This window comes from Tabrizicola sp. (assembly GCF_016792905.1).
In the GTDB taxonomy this organism is placed as follows: Bacteria; Pseudomonadota; Alphaproteobacteria; order Rhodobacterales; family Rhodobacteraceae; genus Tabrizicola.
This window is the reverse complement of record NZ_JAEULP010000056.1, coordinates 57,684-83,495: the sequence shown is the minus strand read 5'-3', so window position 1 is coordinate 83,495 and position 25,812 is coordinate 57,684. Positions and strand designations below refer to the sequence as shown.

The following is a 25,812-nucleotide window of genomic DNA, read 5'->3' as shown; positions in this document are numbered from 1 at the left end:
ATGGGATCATGAAGCGCATGAAGATTTACGTTACAGGCAGGTCGTGTCGTTTGCCTGGAGCGCCAGATACTTCAGCACTTGAAAGAGTTCTCTTCGGAAAACAAGATACGGTCACGTCCGTTCCGGCGGACCGCTGGCTGCACGACTTTTTCCTGCATCCGGTGCCGGGAACAAAGGGCAAGACCTACACGTTCGCCGCCGGGATCGTTCCAAGCCTTTGGGCGTTCGATCCAACAGTGTTCGGGATCTCCCCGCGCGAGGCGGGGCAGATGGATCCCCAGCAGCGTTTGCTTCTGCACGTCGTTTGGGAAGCCTTGGAGGATGCCGGGATACCCCCTGGCAGTCTGGCCGGAAAGCAAGTGGGTGTCTTTGTCGGGTGCTCGACAATGGGACATGCCACGCGGTTGGCACAGGACGCCACCCTGACCGATTCCTATCTGATGACGGGAAATAGCCTTTCCCTGATTGCGAACCGCATTTCGCATGTGCTTGACCTTCGGGGCCCCTCAAGCACGATCGACACGGCCTGCTCATCTTCCATCTTTGCGTTGAAGCAAGCCGAGGATGCGCTGCGTGCCGGTGAAGTCGACCTTGCCATCGTCGCTGCGGTCAACGCCATCCTGGATCCCATTCACTATGTTGGGTTTTCTGCTGCCCGGATGTTGTCGCCCTCCGGGCGTTGCAAGCCATTCTCGGCTCAAGCCGATGGCTACGCGAGGTCAGAAGGCGCGGTGGCGTTGGTTCTGGAACGCAGGAACCTGGGATCCATTTGGCCGCGGCGCGCCTATTGCGAGATTGTGGCGGTTGGCACGAATACTGCGGGGCGCACACTGAATGTCGCGCTTCCTTCGGTCGAGGGGCAAGCCTCCCTGCTGAGGCGGCTTTACCGAGAGGCTGGAGTAGACCCGGACGAGTTGGCTTTCGTGGAAGCGCATGGGACCGGTACTCTTGCCGGTGATCCGGTCGAAGCAACATCTCTCGGCCAGGTCCTGGGTCGCGAACGCAAGACCCCGCTGGTTATCGGCTCGATCAAGTCAAATATCGGCCACCTTGAGCCGGCCGCCGGGATTGCCGGTGTGATGAAAGCCATCATCGCGCTGGAGCGTCGCTGCTACCCGGCGACACTTCACGCAGGAGAGCTCAATCCGAGTATCGATTTTCGAGGCCTCAACCTTTCCGTGGCTCAGGACCATGTGCCCTTTGCCAAGTCGGCAAAGCCGGCACTGGCGGGTGTCAGTTCATTTGGCTTTGGCGGGGCCAATGCCCATGCCATTCTTCGCGAAGTTCGCGACGAGGGCGAGCCACCGCCCAGCGCAACCAATCGTTCAGGAGAGCCACTGCTGCTGCTTTCGGCTTTCGCCAGGGAGTCGCTTGGCAAGAGCATGAAGGCCTACGCTGAATTGATTGCGGAGGATTCGCGCAAAACTTCCGCCCCGATTGCCGCGCTGGCGTCCCAGGTGGCGCAGTTTCGCGGTGTGTATCCACATCGGGCCGCCGTCATTTGCGATTCCTCCGACGCTGCTGTCGCCGCCTTGACACGAGTTTCGGAGGGTGGGTCCGACCCGCGCGTGATCCTTGCGCAAAGTGATCTGACGGATGCGCCCGCTGCCTTTGTGTATTCCGGGAGCGGATCGCAGTACGCTGGCATGGGGCTGGCAGCTCTTGCCGCCGATCCGGTCTATGCCCGCGGCCTGAGAAAGATTGATCGGTCCTTCAGGAAGATTGCCGGATGGTCGATCATTGCGCGCATGCAGTCATCCGATCTTGAAGTCGGTCTGCTTGACTGCGCAGTGGCACAACCCCTGCTTTTCGCCGATCAGATGGCGCTGACCTGGTCGCTTGCGGATCGGGGCCTCGCTCCAGCGGCGGTCATGGGGCATTCGGGCGGTGAGGTTGCCGCGGCATGCGCCTCGGGGGCGCTGTCGCTGGATCAGGCACTGAAGCTTGTTCACAGTCGCAGCCTGGCGCTGCAAGGGTTGCGCGGCCGCGGCCGGATGGCGGCCATTCAAGCCGCAGCGGACGATGTCGTGGCCGCAATCGCAGCATTCGGCGGCGGGGTCGAGATCGCCGCGGAGAACAGTCCGAAAAGCGTGACCGTTGTGGGTTCGGCCGAACGGATCGAGGCCTTCATGCGCTATTCGCGGCAGGTCAACCGTTGGCCTGCGGTTCTGCTTGCGATCGAATATCCCTTTCACGGCTCGCCGGTGGACGAGGTTGCGTCCGCCTTGGACACCGATCTGGATGCCTTTGCTCCAGGCCCGGCCCGCGTGCCCTTTGTGTCGTCGGTGACCGGGCAACTTGCCAGGGGAACCGACCTTGGTGCAGCCTATTGGCGCGCCAACATGCGCCGACCGGTGGCATTCCTTTCGGCAATTCGCACCATGCAGGACATGGGCTTGCGCGCATTCCTCGAGATTGGCCCTTCGCCCGTTCTGGGCAGCTACATGGCGGCATGTCTGGACAGCGACAGAAAGCCCGCGATCCTGCACGGTTTCGAAAAGGCCGAACCAACTGGGATAAATCCGGTCCAACGGTGCCTTGCGCGCGCAATGGCCCATGGTCTGAGGATCGATCGGCGGTTGTTGTATCCCGCGCCCCGCAGGATCAGGCGAGACTTGCCGCACTATTGCTGGGCAGATGCAGGCCTGCGGATCGACCGGACGCCTGCAATCCTGAACCGCTATGGCGACATCGGTGGAGGTCTGTTGCCCGGTCGCGAGGATGGAGTTGGCACCGGCACCTGGTATAGCGAGATCGACCAGCATGTCCTTGCTGCCTTCTGTGATCATCGCGTTGGGGGCAAGGTGGTCCTGCCCGGCACAGCCCTTGCCGAAATGGCCCTTTTCGCTGGATGCGCCACTCTCGGAACCGATCAAATAGAGCTTCGTGACGTAGACTTGCTGGCTCCGGTCGTTCTTTCGCGGACGACAATGACCGAAGTGCGGACCCGCGCAAATGCTGAACAGGCCACAATTCGGATCGCCGCACGACCACGAGGGACCGATGCACCGTTACGGCCTCATTTGCAGACACGCTTCTTCCGTGCGGTAGCGGATGGCCCGCAAGAACCCCCACCTGATGCCAGACCGCGGCCCGGTGACAGGGGCAGTGACAGACTTTATCACTCGGCACGGCGGGTCGGCCTTAACTACGGGCCCGGCTTTGCACTTTGCCGACGGGTCCGGACCGTGCGTGACGGAATGGTCGAGGTTTTCCTTGACCCTGTCGAACAGGCTGGCAAGGCAGAGATCTCGACGCTGCTAGATATCCCCGGCACCGACGCTGCCTTTCATGGACTGATCGCCGCCCTGGAAGGGTCCGAGACTGCTTCCGACCGAATGGGCTATATCCCGGTCCACATTGAACGCTTGACGCTTCTGAGGCCAAGGGGCCGTGTCGCCTCGGCCCGGATCGAAGTGACGCGGCTCGGAAAACGTTCAGTAGTTGCAAGGTTCGCCCTATTCGATGCCGAAGGGTACGGGCTCACATTGATGGAAGGGGTGAGGTTCCAGGCTGTGCGGCTGCAGCGCGAGATCAGCCTGGCACACCATTCGTTCCGGCAGATTCTTTTGCCGACCGATCCCGCGGATATTGGCGTGGCAACCTTGGACACACAGTCCGTTGCAGCAATCGCTGGGGAGCCCGCCTTTAGCCCGGACGACGAAGCCTTCTTCCTGCTCGAGGCAGCCGCCCAAGCGGTCGCGGTTGAAGGATTTCGGGCCATCGCCGATGCCTCCGGAGTGCTTCCGCCGCAGATGAGCTGGCCCACGCCATATGCTGCCGGACTGCTGGCCGTTTGCGAACGCGCCGAAGCCATCGAACGGCTACCGGGAGGCTGGCGCATGATTGAGCGTCCACCAACCGGCAATCCTGAAAGGCTGCTGTCCCACATTGCCCGCGCCCATCCCACGCTTGGGACAGAACGGGCCATGCTGGAACATCTGCGCGTGGTCTTGCCAAACATGCTGCGGGACATCGAAGAGCATTCGACGCCGACATCCATCTTCGGGCGTGACGGACTGGCAAATCTGACCGACGGCTCGATCTTTCTTCAGCGCAGTGCTTCGGTCCTGTCGTCGGCAGTCTTGCGAATGGCGAAGGGTTGGCAGCGTGGATGTATTCTTCGCATCGCTGAAGTTACAGACGGAGCTGCCCGGTGTCTGCCAAAGCTGTTGCGCGATCTCCCGGCTGATGTTGCCACGTTTCACGAAATCCTTGTTGCACCCGTGGATGAACCTGCGGCCCCCGTCTCTTTGCCCCTCGACCGCGTGACGCAGATCCAGGGTACGGCAGAAGCACTGGCGGCGGCCGGTGCGTTCGACTTGATTCTTGTACACGGTCTCCTGTTCCGCATGCCTTCGCCTGCCAGCCTTTTGAAAAGCCTTGGGGCGACACTATCACCGGTTGGGACGATTGCGCTTGTTGACCCCGCACCTTCGGATTTTGCCGACCTTGTATCGGGCACCAATCCGGGTTGGTTTTCCGACGTGACCTCCCCGGATGGTCCGTCCGCCCGTCATCTTGACCTCGGCAGACTTGCGTCGTTCGCCACGCAGGCAGGACTGGCCAAGGTTCAGATCGCGTCCTTGCCCGAGGGCTGCGGTACTGCTTCCATATTGGTTGCTCATGCCGCAGCTGTACCGATGGTGCTCGGGGTCGCTGATCCTGTTCTGGCGAGTGACATCCACGTCTTGCTTGCTGCTGGTGCCACGTCCGAACGGCCCTTTCACCGGCTGGACAGGAGCGAACGCGCTCTTGTCCTGTTCCCGCCTGCACCGAACGATGCCGATCCAGTCGTCGCTCTTTCTGAACGATTTCTAGCGTTAAAGGATATCTGCGCCGACATCTCTGCCAGCCGGAAACGGCTTGTGGCAATTATCCCCGGTGGGTCCGGTCAGAACGGTCCGGTTGAACCTGGCCAGACCGCGCTCTGGTCGTTGATGCGCACCGTAGCAAACGAAAGCCCGGCGCTTCCCATCGCCTGCTACGATATCCATCCAGATTCGCCGCCCGTCAGGGCTGCGGATCGTATCGCAGCCATTGAAGCCTCCGCTTCCGCCGAAACCGAAGTAGTCCTGAGCCCTAGCGCCACGATGGCCATGCGCGTGATCCACGGGCAGGGTGGATTTTCGTCAGCCGGTCCGTCGGAAATGCGCAGTTTTCTTGAGGCTCCGATCGCTGGCGGGCTGGATGATCTGCGTTGGACGTCAGAGGCGCGACCCGCGCCATCTTGCGGAGAGGTGGAGATCGCCATCGCCTCGACCGGCTTGAACTACCGTGACGTGATGTGGTCAATGGGCCTCTTGCCGGAGGAAGCGGTCGAACGCGGCTTTGCCGGACCGACCATCGGCATCGAGTGCGCAGGCACGGTCACAAGGGTCGGGCCCGGTGTGACGAACCTTGTGACCGGAGACCGAGTCCTGGCTTTCGGTCCCTCGCTCTTTGCCTCACATCAGGTCGTGCGTGCCGATCTTGCCGCAACGATTCCTGACGGCACTTCGTTCGAGGAGGCAACCACGCTTCCCGTCGCTTTCTTTACGGCCTGGTACGCCCTCGATGTGCTTGCCGGACTGCGAGCCGGCGAATGGGTGTTGATCCATGGCGGAGCGGGGGGTGTTGGTCTTGCCGCCATCCAGATCGCGAAACGCAAGGGCGCGAAGATCATTGCAACTGCAGGCTCTGCCATCAAGCGCGCCGTTCTGCGTGCCGAAGGAGTATCGCATGTTCTCGACAGCCGGTCCCTGATCTTTGCCGAAGATATCCGGTCGCTTACGGGGGGGCGCGGTGTGGACATCGTTCTAAACTCCCTTGCTGGCGAGGCGATGGAGCGCAGCCTTGCCTGTCTTGCTCCGTTTGGACGTTTTCTTGAGCTTGGCAAGCAGGACTTCTACTCCAACACCGGGATCGGCCTGCGCGCTCTGAAAGAGAACATCAGCTATCACGGGATCGATGTTGACCAGTTGATGGAGCATCGGCCTGAACTTGCGACCGGAATCTTCAGCGAGATCATGGCCGCGTTCCATGACGGCGGCCTGCGTCCCTTGCCGTATCGCGTCTTCGACGGCGCTGACACGAGGGCTGCCTTTCGCCTGATGCAAAAGTCGGGTCACATTGGAAAAATTCTGATCCGCCCCATGGAAGCGGGCGAACTGTCCGCTGCGCTCCCCCGATATCGCGCTGACCCTGACGGCTTCCACGTTGTCGTTGGGGGACTGGGCGGGCTAGGGCTAGAGGTCGCCGATTGGCTGATCGGTGACGCAGGTGCGCGGCATGTCGTCCTGATCGGCCGACGGGCCGAGCCTTCCGATGATGCTCTGCTAAGGCACCGTCGCTGGAGGGACGAAGGTGCAGAAGTGCGATTTGTCTCTTGCGACGTCGCTGACACCAATGCGTTGCAGGAAACGCTTGCAGCCTTGCGGACAGAAAGACCCCTTTCCGGAATAATCCACTCTGCCATGGTACTTGAAGACATGCCCATGACCAAAGTGGATGTGGCCGTCCTTGCCCGAACATTGCCGTCAAAGGTCGCGGGGGGGGCGAACCTGGATTTGTTGACCCGAGAAGACAGGCTTGACTACTTTGTCCTCTTTTCCTCGCTGGCAACGCTGATCGGCAATCACGGCCAGTCCAGTTATGTTGCGGCCAATGGCTACCTCGAAGGTATCGCGCGCCGACGCCGCGCGTTGGGCCTGCCTGCCGTTGCCATCGGCTGGGGTGGTATTTCCGATGTGGGCTACCTTTCGCGCGACAAAGACAAGGCGGGACTCGTGCGACGCATGTCCGGGGACGTCGACTTTTCAAGCCTCCAGGCGATGCGCGCCCTTGATCGCATTCTTGCGCAAGGCGACGCCGCCGATCCGGTGATCCATATTACCCCTATGGGGTGGAATGCCGTCTCCGCGACCCTGCGCTCGCTCAGTTCGCCCTCATTCAAGCTTCTTGTGAATTTGGGGCGGAGTGCGGAGGTGTCCACTGGTGATGAAGACCTGCGCAGTTTGCTGGTCGGACTGCCCTTCGAAAAGGCAAAGGAGCGTCTGATCATCTGGCTTGTTGGCCACGTCGCCCGCATCCTGCAGTTCTCGGAGCAGGCGGTCAAAGTGTCCAAGCCGGTCTCGGAAATGGGGATCGACTCGCTTATGGGCGTCGAACTCGGGCTGACGATGCAGGACAGTCTGGGGCATGATTTGCCAATCACGGCGGTTTCGGATGATCTCAGCATTCTTGACATCGCCGACCGGATCGTTCGCCACATCCATGGAGAGACATCGTCAGAAGGGCTTGAGGGTCCGGATGCCGAGCTCGCGATGCAGCACCTATCCCTCGCATTGGACAGTGGCAGTCACCACGATGAGGCTGCGGAATGAGGGAACCAGACCAGGAAAACGAAGTGGCACTTTCTGCTGCTCGTCTTGCGGCTCAACGGCGCAAGAGCCGGGAACCTGCCGCAGGGCATAGTTCAACTGCGCAATGGCCTGCGGCCGTCCCTTTTGATCAACTATCCGACTATCACACTCTGGAGCGACTCCGTGAGGTTAATGCGGCGATGGATGTCCAGCAACCATACTTCCGGATGCACGAGGGCCATGCGGCCAGCACGACAGTTATCGACCATCGCGAGGTCCTGAACTTCGCTTCATACGACTATGTCGGCCTGAACGCCGATCCGAGGGTCTCTGAAGCTGCCAAGAATGCGATAGACCGGTATGGAGTTTCGCCGTCTGGCAGCCGATTGGTGGCAGGCTGCCGACCCGTGCACGACGAACTTGAAGCCGCGCTTGCCCGCCACTACGGCCTTCCCGCCGCTATGGTCTTTGTGAGCGGCCATTCCACGAATGTTTCAACCATCAGTTGCCTGATGGGCGAAGGCGATCTGGTGCTTAGCGACACCCTTTCCCACAACAGCATTCAGGTGGGGATAAAGCTTTCAGGCGCTGCACGGCGCAGCTTTGCGCATAATGACATGGAAGCCCTGGAAACCCTTCTGATCGAGAACCGCGCGCAGTTTCGTAACGCGCTCATCATCGTCGAGGGCCTCTATTCGATGGACGGTGACATCCCTCCGCTCGATCGGCTGATAGCGCTGAAGCGGAAGTACGGCTGCTGGCTCATGGTTGACGAAGCCCATGCGATTGGCTGTGTCGGGGCAACCGGCAAGGGGTCGTTCGAGGGTTGTGGCATCAACGCGGCCGACGTCGATATTTGGATGGGAACACTGTCAAAGACACTTGCGTCGACCGGGGGCTTTATCGTCGGGTCGCGCCCCCTGATCGACCTGTTGAGGGCGTATGCGTCCGGGTACGTCTATTCTGTCGCTCTGGCCCCTGCACTGGCGGCATCGGCGTTGCGCGCGATGGAAATTCTGAACGATGAACCAGAACGCGTGCGAAAGCTGCAGGATAACTGTGCCTTGTTCCTGCGCCTTGCTGCACAGTCCGGTCTGGATACGGGAAGAGCCGGGCCCTTTGCCATCGTGCCCGTCATGGTGGGCGACTCAATCTTGGCTGCAAAGCTTTCCGAACGACTGCTCAAACGTGGAGTGAATGTTCTACCGGTGATGTTCCCGGCAGTCCCAATGCAAGAAGCGCGCTTGCGTTTCTTCCTGTCTGCGCTGCACAGCGAGCTCCAGATTGTCAAGGCTGTGAGCATTGCCGCCGAGGAACTTGCCCAACTTCGCGACGCGAGCTTTGGTCGCGCGTTGCCTCTGTCAGTTTTCAACTTGCGAAGCTCTTGATCGGACCGGCTCACATTCGATACTTTGATTGCTTGAGCAGGCCGGTGCGGGGTCATCGCCTGTGACCTAAGCGAAGCCGGGCACCGCTGAACGCTCGCCGGGCTGCATGTTTGGCTGCCTTGTAACCTGTGCAATCCAAGTGCGGATGTCGCCATCAGACTTCTCCTTGCAACTGACAAGGTGCTGCTCATTGGCTGGTAGACGGAAATTGCATCGGCGAACTTTCCGCATGATCCACTCGTCCGAGGGGCAACGGATGGTTTTGCCGAAGCCTCGGCAACCCATGGCGCCGGATGTGCAGGTATATCCACTGCAACAGATCATCGCCCCAAGGCCGGGGGACCCTTCAGCGTTGTACTTCGCCGTTGCGAGCGCCACACCACGAGCCAAGGGTGATGGGTTGATGCATCTTGCCTCCGGGCAGAAGATCATTGCCGACGGTTTCTTCAACTGCCTCTATCTCGCTTGGTGGGCCACCCATACCGACATCGGCAGGGTCGGCCTCCGCTGTAGGGCGACCGGGCGCTTGGCGCTTCGCGTCATCGGTCATCGCGCGGGTGGAAAACGTGTCACTCTCCTGGATTGTCTGGTGCCGGACGACCATCCGGAATTCCGCACGCCAATTTGGGCATGGGACCGATGCTCGGCTCCGGACATTCTCCGCTTGCACGTCGAGGTGACGGCGTTGGACACTTGCAGGATCGACGAACTCAGCTTCGTCACGCTTTGCCCGCCGCTGCGCGACGTCAGCCTTTCGATTGGTATTTGCACCTTCAATCGCGAAGACTTGCTTGCCGAGACAGTGGCCGAATTGATCCCCCTTCTGGGGACAGAACCGGCCTTGCGTCGGATCATCCTGGTCAATCAGGGGAAATCCTTCAGTCATCCGATCCTGACCAGTCTTCACAAGACCGCTGGAATCAGGGTTATTCGCCAGCCCAATCGTGGCGGCAGCGGTGGTTTTGCCCGGACCATGATCGAAACGCTTGATGCCGCCGAGCCTGTTACCCATCACCTCATTATGGATGACGACATCCGAGTTGATGCCCGTGTCGTGCAAAGGGCAATCCGCTTCCTTTGCTACTGCGCAAAGGACATCGCGCTGGGAGGTCAGTCGATTGATCTCGAGGATCGCCTGCGCCTGCATGAAGCTGGTGCGATGGTCGGCAAGGATTGGCAGTTTCATCCATTTGGCAATGGTGCCTCTCTGGCAAACCGCAAGTGCCTTGAACTGTGGAACAACAGTTTCGAAGTGGACTACAACGGGTGGTGGTTCTGCGTCCTGCCGGTCTCTGCGATACGCCAGGCCGGTTTGCCCGCACCTTTCTTCTTACACAATGACGACGTGGACTATGGCCTTCGGCTCAAGGAGGCAGGCATTCCTCTCGTGCCGCTTCCTGGCCTGGGGGTCTGGCACGCGTCGATTCTCTACAAGCACGTCGGCCTCGCAATTTATTATGATTTGCGAAACTTGCTTATCATGGCATCTTTCCATCCCGGGTTTGCCCGACTTCCCGGAATCCTGACGGTATTGGGATGGACCATGTTCAATTTGCTGGTCCATCGCTACCGCGCCGGTCTGTCCTGCCTGATAGCCATCGAGGACTACCTTGCGGGGCCGGATGTCACTTTCGCCATCGATGGCGCACTGAGAAACCGCATCGTGCGCGACCGTGTGCAAGCCCTTACTGCCCCAGAGGTCTGGACAGATCACGGACCGAAAAGCTTCCCTCTCGTGCAGCCCTTGTCGTACAGGGTCGGCATTGCGGGCCAAGTGGTTGCCTTCGCAGCTATCTTCCTGCGCATCATTCTGGTGCCCAGCACGGGAAAACCGACGATTGTCTTCAGGGGACGACCCGAGCCGTTGGCTATCTTCGGTCGGTCGTATCTGCGTGCGCTCGATCCCGCCGCGACCCGCTGCTTTCACCTGCGCCCAAGACGTATACTCTTGATCCTTCTCACAGTGCGCGCCCTGATCCTGACTGTACGCTATCAACTTGAAGGCAAGCGCGCCGCTGCCCGATGGCAGGAGGCGATGCCTGCGCTGTGCAGCCGCGGACGCTGGGCACAGGAGTTTGGCCAGGCACATGACTGATGCCGGTGCATCATATCCCTTTCGGCAAGGGGCCGTCGGGTGACGCCGATGAAGGTCTTGTTCCTGCAAGGTCATCCATCCTTCTTTTCGCGGGACCTTGGACAGGAATTGGCAAGGCGTGGACACACGGTCCGGCATGTCACGCTCAATGTCGGCGACTGGCTGTTCTGGCGTGGCGCCGGGGCGATCTGCTATCGTGGCAGCCTGCAGGACTGGGAGGCATGGCTTGACCGGCTGGTCGTGACGGAGGCGATTGATCTTCTGGTCTACTTCGCCGATCGCCACCCTTATCACGTCGTTGCGCAGCGGGTGGCAAGGCGTCGCGGGATCACGCCTTTGTCCTATGAGCTTGGGTACCTGCGCCCCGACTGGATCACCGTCGAACTTGGCGGCCAGTCGGTCCATTCGCATTTTCCCGACCGGCTAGAGGTCATTCGCGCGCATGCCGCGACGCTTCCCACGCCGGACATGAGGCCCCGCTACAGCCACCCCTACTGGCAAGAAGCTTTGGCCGAGGTGGCGTATCATCTTGGCAACGCGATCTTCCGACCATTTTTCCCGCATTTCGTGTCGGATCGCGCCCACCATCCGATTGTCGAGTATCTTTCCTACATTCCGCGAAACCTCAGAGCGGCGCGCAATGCCCGCCATGCCAATGCCGTCATCCGAGAGCGACTTGTCGAGGCCGATCCGTTCTTCGTATTGGCCTTGCAGATGGAAGACGACTACCAGATCCGCGCAAACTCCCGATATGGTGGGCTCAGGCCCGTGCTGCAGGAGGTGATTGCCTCTTTCGCCGCTGATGCTCCCGGCAATTCGCATTTGGTGGTCAAACTTCACCCAATGGACAACGGTCTGACGGACTGGCGGGCCGTCACTCTGTCACTCGCTGCAAAGGCCGGGTTGGCGGACAGAGTCGATTTCATCGACGGTGGCGATCTCAGGGCCCTTCTGGGCGGCGCTATGGGGTGTATCGTTGTGAACAGCACCGTCGGATTGCATGCGCTGCAAGTTGGTTGCCCGGTGAAATGCCTTGGAATAGCGACCTACGACATTCCGGGCGTCACCCATCAGGGACCACTTGAAGGTTTTTGGTCCACGCCAAACCGACCCGACCCAGCCGATGTCGCATGCCTTGTCCGCTTCCTTGCGGCGACCATTCAGGTGCGTGGCGATTTCTATTCACCACAAGGTCGCGCTTCGGCTGTCGCGGGTACGGTCGCTCTGATCGAAAGCGGTGCCGTCACCAACTACCCGGGTCAAGAAGGGTTGCCCCCACGCGTAGCAGAAGCCCGGCGGCATGGAGTTTCGGTCGACCCCTGGTAAGGCGGCCTGCTACGCCCTCCTGCACGCTTGGGCCATCTCACACGTCCGCGGACGAAGAGACCAATTTTCGCGCGGCTCAGAATACCGATGCAGCGGTCGCAACAGCCTGGTCAGCGCGGTCCATCCAAGCACAGAAAGCTGCCGCGTTCATTTGCGTGAAGCATCATCCACGGATTGGCGCTGCCCACTTGGCCGGACGCTTGTCCAGAAAGGCGGCAATTCCGTGCTCGGCCTCGGGTCCCTCCCAGGCATCGGCAAGGCGGCGGATCGTGTCGTCGATGACCTCGGCGTCAATGCGGGGTCCGAGATCGCGGGCCAGTTTCTTGGCCGCGGCGACGGCACCCGGCGCGACGTGAAGATATGGCGCCACTTCCGCCGCGACGGCCTGGTCGAGATATTCTCCTGCAACTGCCCGGGAAACGATTCCAAGGCGTTCGGCCTCGACCGCGTCGAAAACGCGGGCGGACATGAAGACCCGGCGAGCGTTACCCTCACCCATCCTGGCCAGGACATAGGGCCCGATCGTTGCCGGGATGATTCCGAGTCGGGTTTCCGAGAAACAGAACTTGGTCGTGGTGTCGGCCAATGTCACGTCGCAGACGCAGGCCATGCCGATCCCGCCACCGAAAGCTCCGCCCTGCAAGCGGCCGATCAATGGGGCACGAATGGTGTTCATGGCCTGCAGCATCTCGGCAAGCTTTCGCGCCTCGCGCATGCGCTGTGCCCGATCGGCCTCGATCTGGGCCTTCATCCAGGTCAGGTCTGCGCCGGCGCAGAATGTGGACCCCGCCCCGGAAAGGACGATGGCCCGGGTCCTGCTGTCATTGCCGATGGTGCCTGCCATTTCGGTCAGCTCGGCAATCATCCGAGCGGAAAGGACATTGCGCTTTTCGGGGGTGTTCAGCCTGACCTGGGCGACGCCGCGTTCGTCAGTCCGGATATCCAGGGTCTTCCAGTTCATAGCGGTCTCCGCAGGTCTTGCGCAAATCGTGACATCTCGGCCAGCGCCTCGACGTCGATGCCCGTTTCGAAGCCCCGATTGTGAAGCATGGCGACGACCGCCTCGGTCGCGACATTGCCCTGTGCGCCCGGCGCATAGGGGCAGCCGCCGAGTCCGCCGACCGAACTGTCGAACGTCCGCAGACCAAGACCAACGCAGAGGGCGATGTTCTGCAGGGCCAGCCCACGTGTGTCGTGGAAATGCCCTGCCAACCGTGTGGCCGGCAACCGCTCAAGAACGGCGTCCAGCATTCTTCCTGTCGTCTCTGGGGTGGCCGAACCGAGGGTATCGCCAAGGCTGACCTGATAGCAGCCCATGTCGATCAGCGCTTCGGCGACCCGCGCCACGGCCGCTGGCGCGACCGGCCCGTCGAACGGGCAATCCGTCACGCAGGAGACATAGCCCCGCACCGGCAGCATCGCCGCCCTTGCATGGAGGAGCACGGGACGGAAACGCTCGAGGCTTTCCGCGATCGAACAGTTGATGTTCCTTTGCGAGAACCCCTCCGAGGCAGAGGCGAAGACAGCCACTTCGTCCGCTCGGGCGTCCAGCGCACGCTCGAAGCCCTGCAGGTTCGGCGTCAGTGCCGCGTAGGACACTCCCGCCGCACGCCGGATGCCGGCCATAACCGCCGCCGCGTCCGCCATCTGCGGCACCCATCGCGGGCTGACGAAACTTGTGGCCTCGATATGGGTGAAGCCGCAGGCAGAGAGGCCGTCGATCAGGCGAATCTTGTCTGCCGTGTCAATCACGCGCGACTCGTTCTGAAGCCCGTCCCGTGGCCCGACCTCGAACACCGTAACCCGCTCACCCATTCTGCGCCTCAAGCCGCAGTAGCAGGAGCCCGTCCGTCACCTGATCCCCTTCCGAGACGAGCACGTCGGCAACCACGCCATCGCGGGGTGCGGTCAGGATGTGTTCCATTTTCATCGCCTCAAGCACCAGCAGAGGATCGCCTGTGCGAACCACGGCTCCGACCTTCGTCCGGACCGCCGATACAAGGCCCGGCATCGGTGCCATGATCGAATCTCCGCCCGCCACTTTGCTTTCTGCGACGGCAAGGTCATCAACCAGTTCGAACTTGTCGCAGTAGCCGTCATGGAAAACGGAAATCGATCGGGCGCGAGGCACGATCTCGGCTTTCGAGCGCAACCCGTCGCTGTCGAAATGCACGACGCCGTCGCGGCTTTGCGCGATGGTCAGCGTGCAGTCGAGGTTGTCGGCACTTGCCTGATAACGGTGCTGCCCAAGGTGGAGGATGCGCATGTGGACCACTTGCTCACCGAGCCTGAGCGTGACGAAATCCTCGGCGTCCGACCATGCGCGCCAACCGGTCAGCAGGTTCCAGGGATCATTTCCGCGGTCGCCATTCAACGACCCAAGGGCCGCCAGCGCCGCCAAGGCCGGGATCGCCGTCGACATGGGCGGCCTTGCCGTCAGGCTGGCCAGATCGCGACCGATCAGCCCGGTATCGACCTCTCCGGCGGCAAATCCCTCGTGCCGGGCCAGGGCGGTCAGGAACTCCAGATTGGTTGTAGTGCCGGCCACCCGGACTTCGCTCAGGGTTGTCGCGAGCAGATTGAGCGCCGCAGGGCGGTTGGCGCCGTGCACGATGACCTTGGCGATCATCGGATCGTACCAGGGCGATATGGAATCCCCCTCGCGCACACCGCTGTCGACCCGCACCGCGCCGCGCGAAAAGGCCACGCCGGATGGAAAGGACAGGTGGTCCAGCCTGCCGATCGCCGGAAGGAATCCCTTTTGAACATCCTCGGCATAGAGCCGGGCCTCGAACGCCCAGCCGTCGATCGACAGTTCCTCCTGCCGGATCGGCAGCGGTTCGCCCGCAGCGACCCGCAATTGCAGTTCGACGAAATCGAGCCCGGTGATGGCTTCCGACACCGGATGCTCGACCTGCAGTCGGGTGTTCATCTCCATGAACCAGAAGCCGTCCTCGCGCAGAGGGCCGGACCCGTCGACGATGAACTCGACGGTTCCGGCGCCGCGATAGCCGATGGCCTTTGCCGCCTCGACCGCCGCGAGTCCCATGGCGGCGCGGACCTGCGCGGGCATGCCGGGCGCGGGAGCCTCTTCGATCACCTTCTGGTGGCGGCGTTGCAGGCTGCAATCCCGCTCGAAAAGATGGATCACGTTTCCATGGGCGTCGCCGAAGACCTGGATCTCGATGTGGCGGGGTTGGGTGACGTATTTCTCGATCAGGCAGGCGGGGTCGCCGAAACTCGACTGCGCTTCGCGCTTCGCGCTTTCCAGCGCTGCGCGGAACCCGGCGGGGTTCTCGACAAGGCGCATGCCCTTGCCGCCACCGCCCGCCCGCGCCTTGATGAGGACGGGATAGCCGATCCCATCCGCCGCGGCCGCCAGAAAGTCGGGATCCTGGTTTTCGCCGTGATAGCCGGGGACCACTGGAACCCCGGCCTTGGTCATCAAGCTTTTCGCGGCATCTTTCAGCCCCATGGCGCGGATGGCGCTGGCGGGCGGCCCGATGAAGACCAGACCGGCGGCCTCGACCGCTTCGACGAAACCGGGGTTCTCGGACAGGAAACCGTAGCCGGGATGGATTGCCTCGGCCCCGGTGCGCAGCGCAGCGGCAATGATCGCCTCGCCGCGCAGATAGCTGTCGGAAACTGCCGCACCGCCGATGTGGACCGCCTCGTTGGCCAGTTCCACATGCTTGGCACCCGCGTCGGCGTCGGAGTAGACCGCGACTGTTTTCGTTCCCATTCGGTGTGCGGTGGCGATGACGCGGCAAGCGATTTCACCACGGTTGGCAATCAGGATCTTGGCAAACATCGTGGCCCCCTCACATCCGGAAGACGCCAAAACGCGTCTCCTCGATCGGCGCGTTCAGGGCAGCGGACAGCGACAGGGCCAGCACCTGCCTTGTGTGGCGCGGATCGACGATCCCGTCATCCCAGAGCCGAGCCGAGGCATAAAGCGGGTGCGACTGGCGCTCGAACATTTCGATCGTCGGCTGCTTGAACGCCGCTTCCTCCTCGGCGCTCCACTGGCCTCCTTTCCGTTCAATCGCGTCGCGCCGCACGGTGGCAAGCACCCCCGCCGCCTGCTCGCCGCCCATCACAGAAATCCGGCTGTTTGGCCAGGACCACAGGAAGCGGGGCGAATAGGCCCGGCCGCACATGCCGTAATTGCCCGCCCCGAAGGAGCCGCCGACAAGGAAGGTGATCTTCGGCACCCGCGTCGTCGCCACCGCCGTCACCAGCTTTGCGCCGTCCTTGGCGATGCCGCGGTTTTCGTAGGAGCGGCCGACCATGAAGCCCGAGACGTTCTGGAGGAAGACCAGCGGGATCTTCCGCTGGGAACAAAGCTCGACAAAATGCGCGGCCTTCAGCGAGGATTCCGAAAAGATCACCCCGTTGTTGCCGATGAGGCCGACCGGCATTCCCATGACATGAGCAAAGCCGCAGACGATGGTCGCTCCGTAACGCGGCTTGAACTCGTCGAAGCGCGAGCCATCGACGATGCGGGCGATGACCTCGCGGATGTCGTAGGGCGTCTTCAGCTCTGCGGGCACGACGCCCATGATCTCTTCGGGATCGTAGAGCGGAGCTTCGGGTGATTGCCGGGCAAGTTGTGGCAGCTTCTGGCGGTTCAAGTTGGCAACCGCACGTCGTGCAAGGGCAATCGCGTGCAGATCGTCATTCGCCAAGAGGTCGGCCACGCCCGAGATCCGCGTGTGGACATCGCCGCCGCCCAGATCTTCCGCCGAAACGATCTCGCCGGTCGCGGCCTTGACCAAGGGCGGCCCGGCCAGAAAGATCGTGCCCTGGTCCTTCACGATGATGGTGACATCCGACATGGCGGGCACGTAGGCTCCCCCGGCGGTGCAGGACCCCATCACCACCGCGATCTGCGCAATCCCCTTTGCCGACATGTTGGCCTGGTTGAAGAAGATGCGGCCGAAATGGTCGCGGTCGGGGAAGACCTCGTCCTGGTTCGGCAGATTGGCGCCGCCGGAATCGACGAGGTAGACGCAGGGAAGGCAATTTTCTTCGGCAATCTCCTGCGCGCGCAGGTGTTTCTTGACCGTCATCGGGAAATAGGTGCCGCCCTTCACGGTGGCATCGTTGCAGACCACCATCACTTCCTGGCCCTCGATGCGGCCGATCCCGGTGATCAGACCGGCGCAGGGGCTGGCGCCGTCGTAGAGGCCATGGGCGGCAAAGGTTCCGACTTCCAGAAAGGGCGAGCCGGGGTCGATCAGCCGGGCAATCCTTTCGCGCGGCAGAAGCTTGCCCCGGCTCCGGTGCAACTCGCGCGCCTTGTCGCCCCCGCCCGCCAGCGACAGGGCGGCGGCCGCGCGCACGTTTTCCAGCGCAGCAAGATTGGCCTCACGGTTCGTCCGAAAGGCCTCCGACCGCAGAGAAATGGCCGAGGACAGGATCGTCATGCGCTCATCGCCCCCATCATCTCGCGCCCGATCAGCATCCGGCGGATTTCGCTGGTGCCTGCGCCGATCTCCATCAGCTTGGCGTCGCGGAACAACCGGCTGACCGGGGTTTCGTTCATGAAGCCTGCGCCGCCCATCGCCTGCACGGCCTGATGCGCGACCACCATCGCCTCCTCCGAGGCGTAAAGCACACAGGCGGCGGCGTCAGCCCGCGTGACCTGGCCCCGGTCGCAGGCGCGGGCGACGGCGTAGACATAGGCCCGGGCCGAGTTCAGCTTGGTGTACATGTCGGCGATCTTGCCCTGCATCAGCTGGAAGTCGCCAACCCGCTGCCCGAACTGCTTGCGGGAGGCCATGTAGGGCATGATCTCGTCCAGGCAGGCGGCCATGATCCCGGTGCCGATGCCCGACAGCACCACCCGTTCGTAATCAAGGCCCGACATCAGCACGCGGACGCCCTTGCCCTCGGTGCCGAGTACATTCTCGAACGGAACCTCGACATCCTCGAACACCAGTTCGGCGGTATTCGACCCCCGCATCCCCAGCTTGTCGAAATGCTTCGAGGTGCTGAAGCCCTTCATCGTCTTCTCGACCAGAAAGGCGGTGATCCCCTTCGACCCGGCCTCGGGGTCGGTCTTTCCGTAGACGACCAGGGTATCGGCATCCGGCCCGTTGGTGATCCAGAACTTGGTGCCGTTCAGGACATAATAGCCGTTGCGCCTTTCGGCCCGGAGCTTCATGGAAACGACGTCCGAACCCGCCCCGGCCTCGGACATGGCCAGCGCTCCGACATGGTCGCCGCTGATCAAGCCGGGCAGGTACTTGCGCTTCTGCGCCTCGCTTCCGTTCAGCTTGATCTGATTCACGCACAAGTTGGAATGCGCGCCATAGCTGAGCGAGACCGAAGCCGAGGCGCGGGCGATTTCCTCGACCGCAACCACATGTGCAAGATAGCCCATCCCAGCGCCGCCATACTCCTCGGGGACGGTGATCCCCAGAAGGCCAAGAGCGCCCATCTCGCGCCAAAGCGCTGCCGGGAAGTCGTTGTCCTTGTCGATCCCTGCGGCCAGCGGCTTCACCCGTTTCTGCGCCCAGGCGTGCACCATGTCGCGCAGCGCGTTGACCTCTTCGCCCAGGTCGAACTTCATCGAAGCGTTGAACATGTCACCAACTCCTCATTCTGCGGCGATGGCCATGGGCCCGTTGCGATCCAGCGCGACACGGATATCGGCGCGTCGGGCCATCTGCTGGCGGTAGGCCGCTTCCTTGACCGGACCATAGCCCCGGATCTTCTCGGGCAGGGACAGCAATTCGCGGGCAAGCGGAAGATTTTCGGCGGTCAGTTTCCTGACAACCAGCGCCAGGTCATCCTCGTAGTCCACGATCAGCTGCCGCTCCAGCTTGCGGTCCGTCGTGTGGCCGAACGGATCCGCCCAAGTCCCGCGCAGGCCTTTCAGGCGTGCAAGAACGCGGAATACGGGCAGGATCCAGGGGCCGAACTCGCGTTTTTTCGGGCGGCCGTCCGCGGCCTTGCCGGGCAGCATCGGCGGGGCAAGATTGAAGGCGATGCGGAAGTCGCCGTCGAAGACCTTGTCCAGCGATGCCCGGAACTTGGCTGTCGAGTAGAGCCGGGCGACCTCGTATTCGTCCTTGTAGGCGAGGACGCGCGCATAGGCGCTTGCGACCTGACGTTTCAGGTCATTGGCACCGACCCGCGCCGGTGCCGCAACCTCGTCGATCTTCGACAACCAGGTGCGATAGCGGTTGGCAAGGGCCTCGTTCTGATAGGCCCGCAGATGGGCCGCGCGGTGCTCCACGATGCGTTCTGTGGACATCGTCTCGAGATCGGGCCGCGCCTCTGCGGCGGTCAGGCGTCGGACATGGCCCGGATCATGCGCCAGAACCCGGCCCCAGTTGAAGGAATCGGAGTTGGCCATGACCGCCACGCCATTCAGTTTGATTGCCTGCAGGATGGCCTCGCGCCCGATCGGCACCATCCCCTGTTGCCAGGCATAGCCCAGCATCATCAGGTTGGCCCCGATCTCATCTCCCGTAAGTCGTGCCGCCAGCGCAGAGAAATCCAGAAAGTGACGGTCCGACCTGACCGCCCGCGCCACGTTGCGTTCGACAGCCGCCTCTTGAAAGTCAAAATCGCGATTGCGGATGAAGTCGGAAACCGGGGTGACGCGGGTGTTCAGGACTGCCTGGGTCCGGTCCGGATCACAAAGGACGATGCACTCCTTCGAGACCGCTACCACGCCATCCGCCGCGATCAGGAGGTCGGCGCTGCCGGCCGCGATGCGCGGGGCGGCCACGGGACGGTCTGGCCGGGACACCCGGACATGACTCATCACTGCGCCGCCTTTCTGCGCCAGCCCGGCCATATCAAGCACCATCGGAATCTTGCCCTCGATATGTGCAGCCATGCCAAGGATTGCGCTGATGGTCAGCACCCCGGTGCCGCCAACCCCGGCCAGCGCCAGGTTCCAAGCGCGCTCGATCGCTGGCAGGAGAGGTTCCGGCAGCGTCTGTATATCCGGGCCGTTTTCGGACCGCTGCTTTCGCAGCTTGCCTCCGCGCACGGTCACGAAGGACGGGCAGAAGCCCTTGAGGCAGGAATAGTCCTTGTTGCACATTGACTGGTTGATGCGCCGCTTGCGGCCCATTTCGGTCTCTTCCGGCTCGACCGCGATGCAGTTCGACCTTTCCGAACAATCGCCGCAGCCCTCGCATACCTCCGGATTGATCCAGAGCCGCAGGCCGGGGTCTTCCAGCATACCCCGCTTGCGCCGCCGTCTCTTTTCCGCAGCACAGGTCTGCTCGAAGACGATGATGGTCACACCGGGCACCTCGCGCAACTCCAGCATCACAGCATCGATCTCGTCGCGGTGGCGGATCTTGGTGCCGGGGGCGAGGTCGGCGGCGGAGTAGAGATCGGGCCGGTCGGACATCAGGACGATACGCGCCACGCGTTCGTGATACATCAGATGGGTGATCTGTGGCGGGGTCAGCACGCCATCCACCGGCTGACCGCCAGTCATCGCCACGGCGTCATTGTATAGGATCTTGTAGGTGATGTTCGCCCCTGCCGCGACCGACTGGCGGATGGCAAGATGGCCGGAATGGAAGAATGTGCCGTCGCCAAGATTGACGAAGCGGTGCTTTTCGTCGGTGAACCTTCCGATCGCGGTCCACGGTACGCCCTCAGCGCCCATGTGGGTAAAGGTCTCGGTCCGGCGGTCCATCCACTGCACCATGAAATGGCACCCGATCCCGGCCATGGCCTTCGAGCCTTCCGGCACCCTCGTCGAGGTGTTGTGCGGACATCCGGCGCAGTAGTGCGGCAGGCGCACGATCGGCGGTACCTGCGCGCTGCCCCGCGCTTCGGCTTCGTGCAGATGCTTGGCGCGGCGACGCAGTTGGCTCGCCAGCCCTTCGGGCAGGTCAAGTCGCAGCAGACGTTCCGCGATTGCACCGGCGACTCGCGCCACGGTCAGCCCGGCGGACAGGCTGAGGAACGGTGTCCCGGCCTCGTCGAACTTTCCGACGATACGCGGACGCACATCTGCCCGCCAGTTGAACAGCTGCTGCTTGATCTGGTTCTCGATGATCTCGCGCCGTTCCTCGACGATCAACACCTCTTCCAGGCCCTGCGAAAAGGCGCGGATTCCTTCCGGTTCCAGGGGCCAGGGCATCCGCACCTTGTAGAAGCGCAGGCCGATCAGGGCGCGCTCCTCCGGGCCGATGCCCAGCTCGGCCAGCGCCTGCCGAACGTCCTCGTAGGCCTTGCCCGAGGCAACTATGCCAAATCGGGCATTGGGCGCGTCGGAGACCACCGTGTCGACGCTGTTCGCCCGGGCAAAGGCGATGGCGGCATAGCCCTTGTGCTCTTGCAAGCGTTCGTCCTGCACCAGGGGCGGGTCGGGCCAGCGCAAGGACAGCCCGCCAGGTGGCAACTCGAAATCCTGCGGCAGGGCGAACTGCCGACCTTCCTGCGCCAGATCGACCACCGTGCTGATCTCGACGGTTTCCGAGATGACCTTGAAGCCGACCCAGCAGCCCGAATAACGCGACATCGCGATGCCCAGAAGGCCCATCTCCAGGAATTCATGCACCGATGAGGGATACAGCATCGGCATCAGCGCCGAGATGAAAGCATGATCCGACTGGTGGGGGATGGACGACGACTTGCAGGTATGGTCGTCCCCCGCAATGGCAAGAACGCCACCATGCGGCGCGGTCCCTGCGGCATTTGCGTGCTTGAACACATCGCCGGATCGGTCGACGCCAGGCCCCTTGCCGTACCAGATGCCCAGCACACCGTCCTTGCGCGCGCCTGACGACAGGTGCACCTGCTGGCTGCCCCAGACGGCGGTGGCCGCGAGATCCTCGTTCAACCCCGGCTGGAAGACGATATCGTGCCGGTCAAGGAACTTCCTCGCCTTGGCCAACTGCTGGTCGTAGGTACCCAGGGGCGAGCCGCGATAGCCCGAGATGAAGGCGGCGGTATTCAGCCCCGCGGCCCGATCCCGCCGCATTTGGGTCATCGGCAGCCTGACCAGCGCCTGGGTGCCGGTCAGGTAGACCGACCCGGCTTCCGCCACATACTTGTCGTCGAGCGTGATGGCCATCCGCGTCTCCCTCCCTAGATCCGCGTGCAGTGCTCATCGGAAGTTTAGTCCGAAACGCGAAGGACAAGGTCGCTAATGTTGACCTTGTTAGCATATGAATGGATACAATGTACCTTCAGATGCGCAGGATTCTCAAAACTGGTGCCGGTGACGGAACCCATGAACGATAGTGTAACCGGATAGGGGTGCGAATGAAGCTTGATGATTCGGATCGGCGCATTCTGCGCGTGATCCAGGCCCAACCGGACCTGACGATGCGCGAACTGGGCGAGGCTACCGGCATGAGCCATTCTCCCTGCTGGCGTCGGCTGCAGAGGTTGCAGGCCGAAGGCGCGGTCAGCACCCGGCGCTTCGTCATCGACCCCGAGGCGGTCGGCTACGAAATTCTTGTCTTCTGCTTTGTGAAGATCACCCACCATCAGCGTGAGCGCCTGAAAGCGTTTGAGGATGCCGTGGCGGGCGTACCCGAAATCCTGCAGTGCTACTCGCTCAGTGGCGAGTTCGACTATGTCCTGCAAGTCATCGCACCCAGCGTCCGGGACTATGAGGCAACGGTGAAGAACGCGCTCGTCGAACTGCCGAACGTCCAGTCGATCTATACGAGCTTCACGCTAAAGAGGGTGAAGAACAGCCTGAACATCCCGATCTGATTTGCTGCACAAAGGTCTCGCCGGTAAGCACATCTCCCGGGAACGGAATGGTCCAGGCTCTGCCGGTTTGGCCGGGGGCGAAGGCTGCCGCATTGCCGGGCGCCGGGGTGGCGCGGCTTGCTGACCTGGAGCCCGAACCAGTTTCAGAGAACCCGCCCATCCGCGTCGAACCAGTGCGCACGGGACCAGTCAAGTTTCAGCCCGATCCTGCTGCCGGGTCGATGGCCGGTTTCGCCGGGAAGGCGGAGTGTCAGATCGGCGGGCTGTCCCGCGACGCGGACATAGGCATAGGTCTCGGCTCCGAGCCGCTCGATGATCTCTATGTCGCCTGCGATGTCGGCGTCCGCTTCCTCCACCGCCACCAGATGTTCGGGCCGGATTCCCAGCTCGACCACCTGTGCTTTCCCGGCGGGCAGCGCAAGTGGCGCGATGCCCGGCCAGTCGATCAGAGACCCATTGGTGCGGACCGGCAGGAAGTTCATCGAGGGTGCGCCGATGAACCCGGCGACAAAGCGGTTTGCCGGACGTTCGTACAGATCCATCGGCGTGCCGACCTGCTCGATCCGACCATCGTTGAACACCACGATCCGGTTGGCGAGCGTCATCGCCTCGACCTGGTCATGCGTCACGTAGACCATGGTTGCGCGAAGGCGCTGGTGCAGGCGGGCAATCTCCAGCCGCATCTGCACGCGCAGGGCGGCATCCAGGTTGGAAAGAGGCTCGTCGAAGAGAAAGACCTTGGGGTTGCGGATGATGGCGCGGCCGATGGCGACGCGCTGGCGCTGGCCGCCGGACAGTTCGCGCGGGTAGCGGGCAAGGAGGGGGGCGAGATGCAGCGTCCCTGCCACCTCGGCGACGCGGGCGGTGATCGTTGCGCGGTCGGTTCCCTTCAGTTGAAGCCCGAAGCCGATGTTGTCGGCCACCGTCATGTGCGGGAACAGCGCGTAGGACTGGAACACCATGGCGATGCTGCGGTCGGCGGGGCGGGCGCGGGTCAGGTCTCCGCCGTCAAGCAGGATCGTGCCAGAGGTGGCATCCTCAAGCCCGGCGATCATCCGCAGGGTGGTGGACTTGCCGCAGCCTGACGGACCGACGAAGACGACGAACTCGCCGTCGGAAATCGCGAGGTCCAGTCCCTTGATCACCTGGACCTGGCCGAAGGATTTGCGAAGGTTGGCAAGCTGAAGCTGGGCCATGGGTTATCCTTTGACTGCGCCCATGGTCATCCCCTTGATGAAAAAGCGCTGGAAGAAGAGAAAGACGAGAAGCGTGGGCAAGCTGGCAACCAGAGATAGCGCGCCCTGCACGCCCCAGGCGACGGAGTACTGGCCCTTCAGGTTGACGATGCCGATCATGATAGTGCGCTTGTTGTCGGACTGGGTGAAAATCAGTGGCCAGAGAAAATCGTTCCAGATCCAGGTGAATTGCAGCGTGGCGAGCACGGCCAGCGCAGGCAACGACAGGGGCAGGACGACTCGCGTCAGAACCTGCCATTCGTTGGCACCTTCCATGATCGCGGCCTCGCGCAGGGCATTCGGGACGGTTGCGAAGAAATTCCGCATCATCAGGACGCATATTGGGAGGCCAAGCGCCGAATGGACGATGATCACCGGCCATAGCGTGTCGATCAGCCCCAGCCCGTTGAACAGGCGAAACAGCGGCACCAGGATGACCTGCGGCGGAAAGAACATGCCAGCGACGATCCCCAGGAACAGGGCATTCGAGCCGCGGAACGGCAACTTGGCAAAGACGTAGCCGGCCAGCGCGCCGAGCGTGATTGAAACTGCGGTTGCGGGCAGCGTCACCAGAAGGGTGTTCAGAAAGTAGCGATGGACCGCAGGGTTGCCCAGAACCTCGGCAAAGTTGCCGAGGAAAAGGCTTGCGGGCAAGGACCAGAGCTCACCCATCGAAATCTCGCGAGTGGTCTTGATCGAGGAGAGCAGTACCCCGAGGGTGGGCAGCAGGAACAGCACCGCGAGAGCGCTGAGGATGGTGAAGATGGTCGTGGGCCATGGGTTGAAGCGGGTCACGGGCAGGGGCTCAGCCATAGATGCGATCAACCTTGCGCAGCTGGCGGAAATAGAGCCCGATGATCGCCAGCGCTATCAGGAACAGGACGACCGAAATCGCCGAACCATAGCCCATCAGGTATTTCTTGAAGCTTTCGTTGTACATGTGCATCGCCAGCGTGTCCGAACTGTTGAACGGGCCCCCGCCGGTCATGATGTAGAGAATGTCGAACCCTTTCAGCGAGTTGATCACCGAAAGCGCCACCACGACCACGGTCGAGGGCGCAAGCAGCGGCAGCACCACCCGGCGAAAGCGTTGCCAGGGCGAGGCACCTTCGATCTCGCAGACCTCCAGGAGATCGCCGGGAATGGCGGTCAGCCCGGCGAGATAGATCACCATCGCAAGCCCGGTCTGCTGCCAGGACCAGGCGACGATCACCGACCAGAGCGCAGTGTCGGGCTTGGCCAGCCATGCGTACTTGAACTTCTCGCCCGTTATTTGGGAAATGATCGTGTTCAGAAGGCCCCAGTCGGGCTGGTAGATCCAGGTCCAGATCTGGCCGACGATCACGGCCGACAGGCAGATCGGCAGGTAGAAGATGCTCTTGAACACCCGCGCCCCGGCCACCCTGGAATCGAGAAGCAAAGCCAGCATCAATCCCAGAGTCGTTGGCAGGATGATTGCAGCCGCCATCCAGATCGTGGTGTTGATCGCTGCCTGCAGGAAAAGACGGTCGGTGGCGATCTTGGCGAAATTGTCGAAGCCCACGAAACTGTAGTTGGTGTCAAATCCGTTCCAGTCGGTGAAGCTGTAGTAGAACGAACTGAACAGTGGCCAGACCACGAACAGCCCGAACAGCCCCAGCGGCAGGCCTAGAAGCGCGATGCGCCAGAAGCGGTTGTGCTGTTCCATCCGTCCCTTTCCCGAAGACCCCGGGCCG

Annotated in this window: 14 protein-coding genes; 5 read left to right on the top strand and 9 right to left on the bottom strand. The window is 62.3% G+C overall.

Features of this window, described 5'->3' with window-relative positions; genetic code table 11:
- The first annotated feature begins 8 nt into the window (after positions 1–8).
- The 4 genes from JNL31_RS11855 (at position 9) to JNL31_RS11840 (ending at position 12,152) form a co-directional block, all read left to right on the top strand.
- The gene (locus tag JNL31_RS11855) at positions 9–7,364 is read left to right on the top strand and encodes a type I polyketide synthase (protein ID WP_294973486.1); all 7,356 of its coding nucleotides are present in this window, start codon (positions 9–11) and stop codon (positions 7,362–7,364) included.
- Positions 7,361–8,731, top strand: a complete 1,371-nt coding sequence (locus JNL31_RS11850) for an aminotransferase class I/II-fold pyridoxal phosphate-dependent enzyme (RefSeq protein WP_294973484.1) — start codon at positions 7,361–7,363, stop codon at positions 8,729–8,731. Before JNL31_RS11855 ends, JNL31_RS11850 begins: the two co-directional genes overlap by 4 nt.
- Before the next feature lie 283 nt (positions 8,732–9,014).
- Positions 9,015–10,826: a glycosyltransferase gene (locus JNL31_RS11845; protein WP_294973482.1), complete on the top strand. Its 1,812-nt coding sequence runs from the start codon at positions 9,015–9,017 to the stop codon at positions 10,824–10,826.
- A gap of 48 nt (positions 10,827–10,874) precedes the next feature.
- Positions 10,875–12,152: a capsular biosynthesis protein gene (locus JNL31_RS11840; RefSeq protein WP_294973480.1), complete on the top strand. Its 1,278-nt coding sequence runs from the start codon at positions 10,875–10,877 to the stop codon at positions 12,150–12,152.
- A 163-nt stretch (positions 12,153–12,315) separates the two neighbouring features.
- Here JNL31_RS11840 and JNL31_RS11835 read toward each other — a convergent pair whose 3' ends face one another.
- From JNL31_RS11835 to JNL31_RS11810, 6 genes are read right to left on the bottom strand one after another with little or no spacing between them, the layout of a single operon-like run.
- Positions 12,316–13,113 carry a crotonase/enoyl-CoA hydratase family protein gene (locus tag JNL31_RS11835; RefSeq protein ID WP_294973478.1) on the bottom strand — a complete coding sequence of 266 codons (798 nt, stop codon included), beginning with the start codon at positions 13,111–13,113 and terminating at the stop codon, positions 12,316–12,318.
- Positions 13,110–13,967, bottom strand: coding sequence for a hydroxymethylglutaryl-CoA lyase (locus JNL31_RS11830; RefSeq protein WP_294973476.1), 858 nt, complete (start codon positions 13,965–13,967; stop codon positions 13,110–13,112). The genes JNL31_RS11835 and JNL31_RS11830 overlap by 4 nt, the downstream gene beginning before the upstream one ends.
- On the bottom strand, positions 13,960–15,963 hold the full coding sequence (locus JNL31_RS11825; protein WP_294973475.1) for an acetyl/propionyl/methylcrotonyl-CoA carboxylase subunit alpha: 2,004 nt from the start codon (positions 15,961–15,963) through the stop codon (positions 13,960–13,962). Before JNL31_RS11825 ends, JNL31_RS11830 begins: the two co-directional genes overlap by 8 nt.
- 10 nt (positions 15,964–15,973) lie before the next feature.
- Positions 15,974–17,581: a carboxyl transferase domain-containing protein gene (locus tag JNL31_RS11820; RefSeq protein WP_294973473.1), complete on the bottom strand. Its 1,608-nt coding sequence runs from the start codon at positions 17,579–17,581 to the stop codon at positions 15,974–15,976.
- Positions 17,578–18,744 (bottom strand): isovaleryl-CoA dehydrogenase, encoded by a 1,167-nt coding sequence (locus JNL31_RS11815; protein WP_294973471.1) that lies wholly within the window; start codon positions 18,742–18,744, stop codon positions 17,578–17,580. Before JNL31_RS11815 ends, JNL31_RS11820 begins: the two co-directional genes overlap by 4 nt.
- 12 nt (positions 18,745–18,756) lie before the next feature.
- On the bottom strand, positions 18,757–22,212 hold the full coding sequence (locus JNL31_RS11810) for an indolepyruvate ferredoxin oxidoreductase family protein (protein WP_294973469.1): 3,456 nt from the start codon (positions 22,210–22,212) through the stop codon (positions 18,757–18,759).
- 191 nt (positions 22,213–22,403) lie between these two features.
- Here JNL31_RS11810 and JNL31_RS11805 point away from each other — a divergent pair, with 191 nt between their 5' ends.
- On the top strand, positions 22,404–22,862 hold the full coding sequence (locus JNL31_RS11805) for an Lrp/AsnC family transcriptional regulator (RefSeq protein ID WP_294973468.1): 459 nt from the start codon (positions 22,404–22,406) through the stop codon (positions 22,860–22,862).
- A 143-nt stretch (positions 22,863–23,005) separates the two neighbouring features.
- Here the strand turns inward: JNL31_RS11805 and ugpC are convergent, their stop codons facing one another.
- The 3 genes from ugpC to JNL31_RS11790 are packed head-to-tail and all read right to left on the bottom strand — an operon-like array spanning position 23,006 to position 25,784.
- On the bottom strand, positions 23,006–24,058 hold the full coding sequence (gene ugpC / locus JNL31_RS11800) for a sn-glycerol-3-phosphate ABC transporter ATP-binding protein UgpC (RefSeq protein WP_294973466.1): 1,053 nt from the start codon (positions 24,056–24,058) through the stop codon (positions 23,006–23,008).
- A 3-nt stretch (positions 24,059–24,061) separates the two neighbouring features.
- Complete coding sequence (locus tag JNL31_RS11795) at positions 24,062–24,910, bottom strand: carbohydrate ABC transporter permease (protein ID WP_294973464.1); 849 nt, start codon at positions 24,908–24,910, stop codon at positions 24,062–24,064.
- A complete protein-coding gene (locus JNL31_RS11790) occupies positions 24,903–25,784 on the bottom strand; it encodes a carbohydrate ABC transporter permease (RefSeq protein ID WP_294973462.1) in 882 nt (293 codons plus the stop codon). The genes JNL31_RS11795 and JNL31_RS11790 overlap by 8 nt, the downstream gene beginning before the upstream one ends.
- Positions 25,785–25,812: the final 28 nt, after the last annotated feature.

What these genes read in the sequence shown, in the direction of transcription:
- JNL31_RS11795 (WP_294973464.1), bottom strand. Translation starts at nt 24,910, where the DNA reads ATGGCTGAGCCCCTGCCCGTGACCCGCTTCAACCCATGGCCCACGACC.
- JNL31_RS11830 (WP_294973476.1), bottom strand. Translation starts at nt 13,967, where the DNA reads ATGGGTGAGCGGGTTACGGTGTTCGAGGTCGGGCCACGGGACGGGCTT.
- JNL31_RS11820 (WP_294973473.1), bottom strand. Translation starts at nt 17,581, where the DNA reads ATGACGATCCTGTCCTCGGCCATTTCTCTGCGGTCGGAGGCCTTTCGG.
- JNL31_RS11805 (WP_294973468.1), top strand. Translation starts at nt 22,404, where the DNA reads ATGAAGCTTGATGATTCGGATCGGCGCATTCTGCGCGTGATCCAGGCC.
- JNL31_RS11825 (WP_294973475.1), bottom strand. Translation starts at nt 15,963, where the DNA reads ATGTTTGCCAAGATCCTGATTGCCAACCGTGGTGAAATCGCTTGCCGC.
- ugpC (WP_294973466.1), bottom strand. Translation starts at nt 24,058, where the DNA reads ATGGCCCAGCTTCAGCTTGCCAACCTTCGCAAATCCTTCGGCCAGGTC.
- JNL31_RS11855 (WP_294973486.1), top strand. Translation starts at nt 9, where the DNA reads ATGAAGCGCATGAAGATTTACGTTACAGGCAGGTCGTGTCGTTTGCCT.
- JNL31_RS11850 (WP_294973484.1), top strand. Translation starts at nt 7,361, where the DNA reads ATGAGGGAACCAGACCAGGAAAACGAAGTGGCACTTTCTGCTGCTCGT.
- JNL31_RS11840 (WP_294973480.1), top strand. Translation starts at nt 10,875, where the DNA reads ATGAAGGTCTTGTTCCTGCAAGGTCATCCATCCTTCTTTTCGCGGGAC.
- JNL31_RS11815 (WP_294973471.1), bottom strand. Translation starts at nt 18,744, where the DNA reads ATGTTCAACGCTTCGATGAAGTTCGACCTGGGCGAAGAGGTCAACGCG.
- JNL31_RS11835 (WP_294973478.1), bottom strand. Translation starts at nt 13,113, where the DNA reads ATGAACTGGAAGACCCTGGATATCCGGACTGACGAACGCGGCGTCGCC.
- JNL31_RS11790 (WP_294973462.1), bottom strand. Translation starts at nt 25,784, where the DNA reads ATGGAACAGCACAACCGCTTCTGGCGCATCGCGCTTCTAGGCCTGCCG.
- JNL31_RS11810 (WP_294973469.1), bottom strand. Translation starts at nt 22,212, where the DNA reads ATGGCCATCACGCTCGACGACAAGTATGTGGCGGAAGCCGGGTCGGTC.
- JNL31_RS11845 (WP_294973482.1), top strand. Translation starts at nt 9,015, where the DNA reads ATGGCGCCGGATGTGCAGGTATATCCACTGCAACAGATCATCGCCCCA.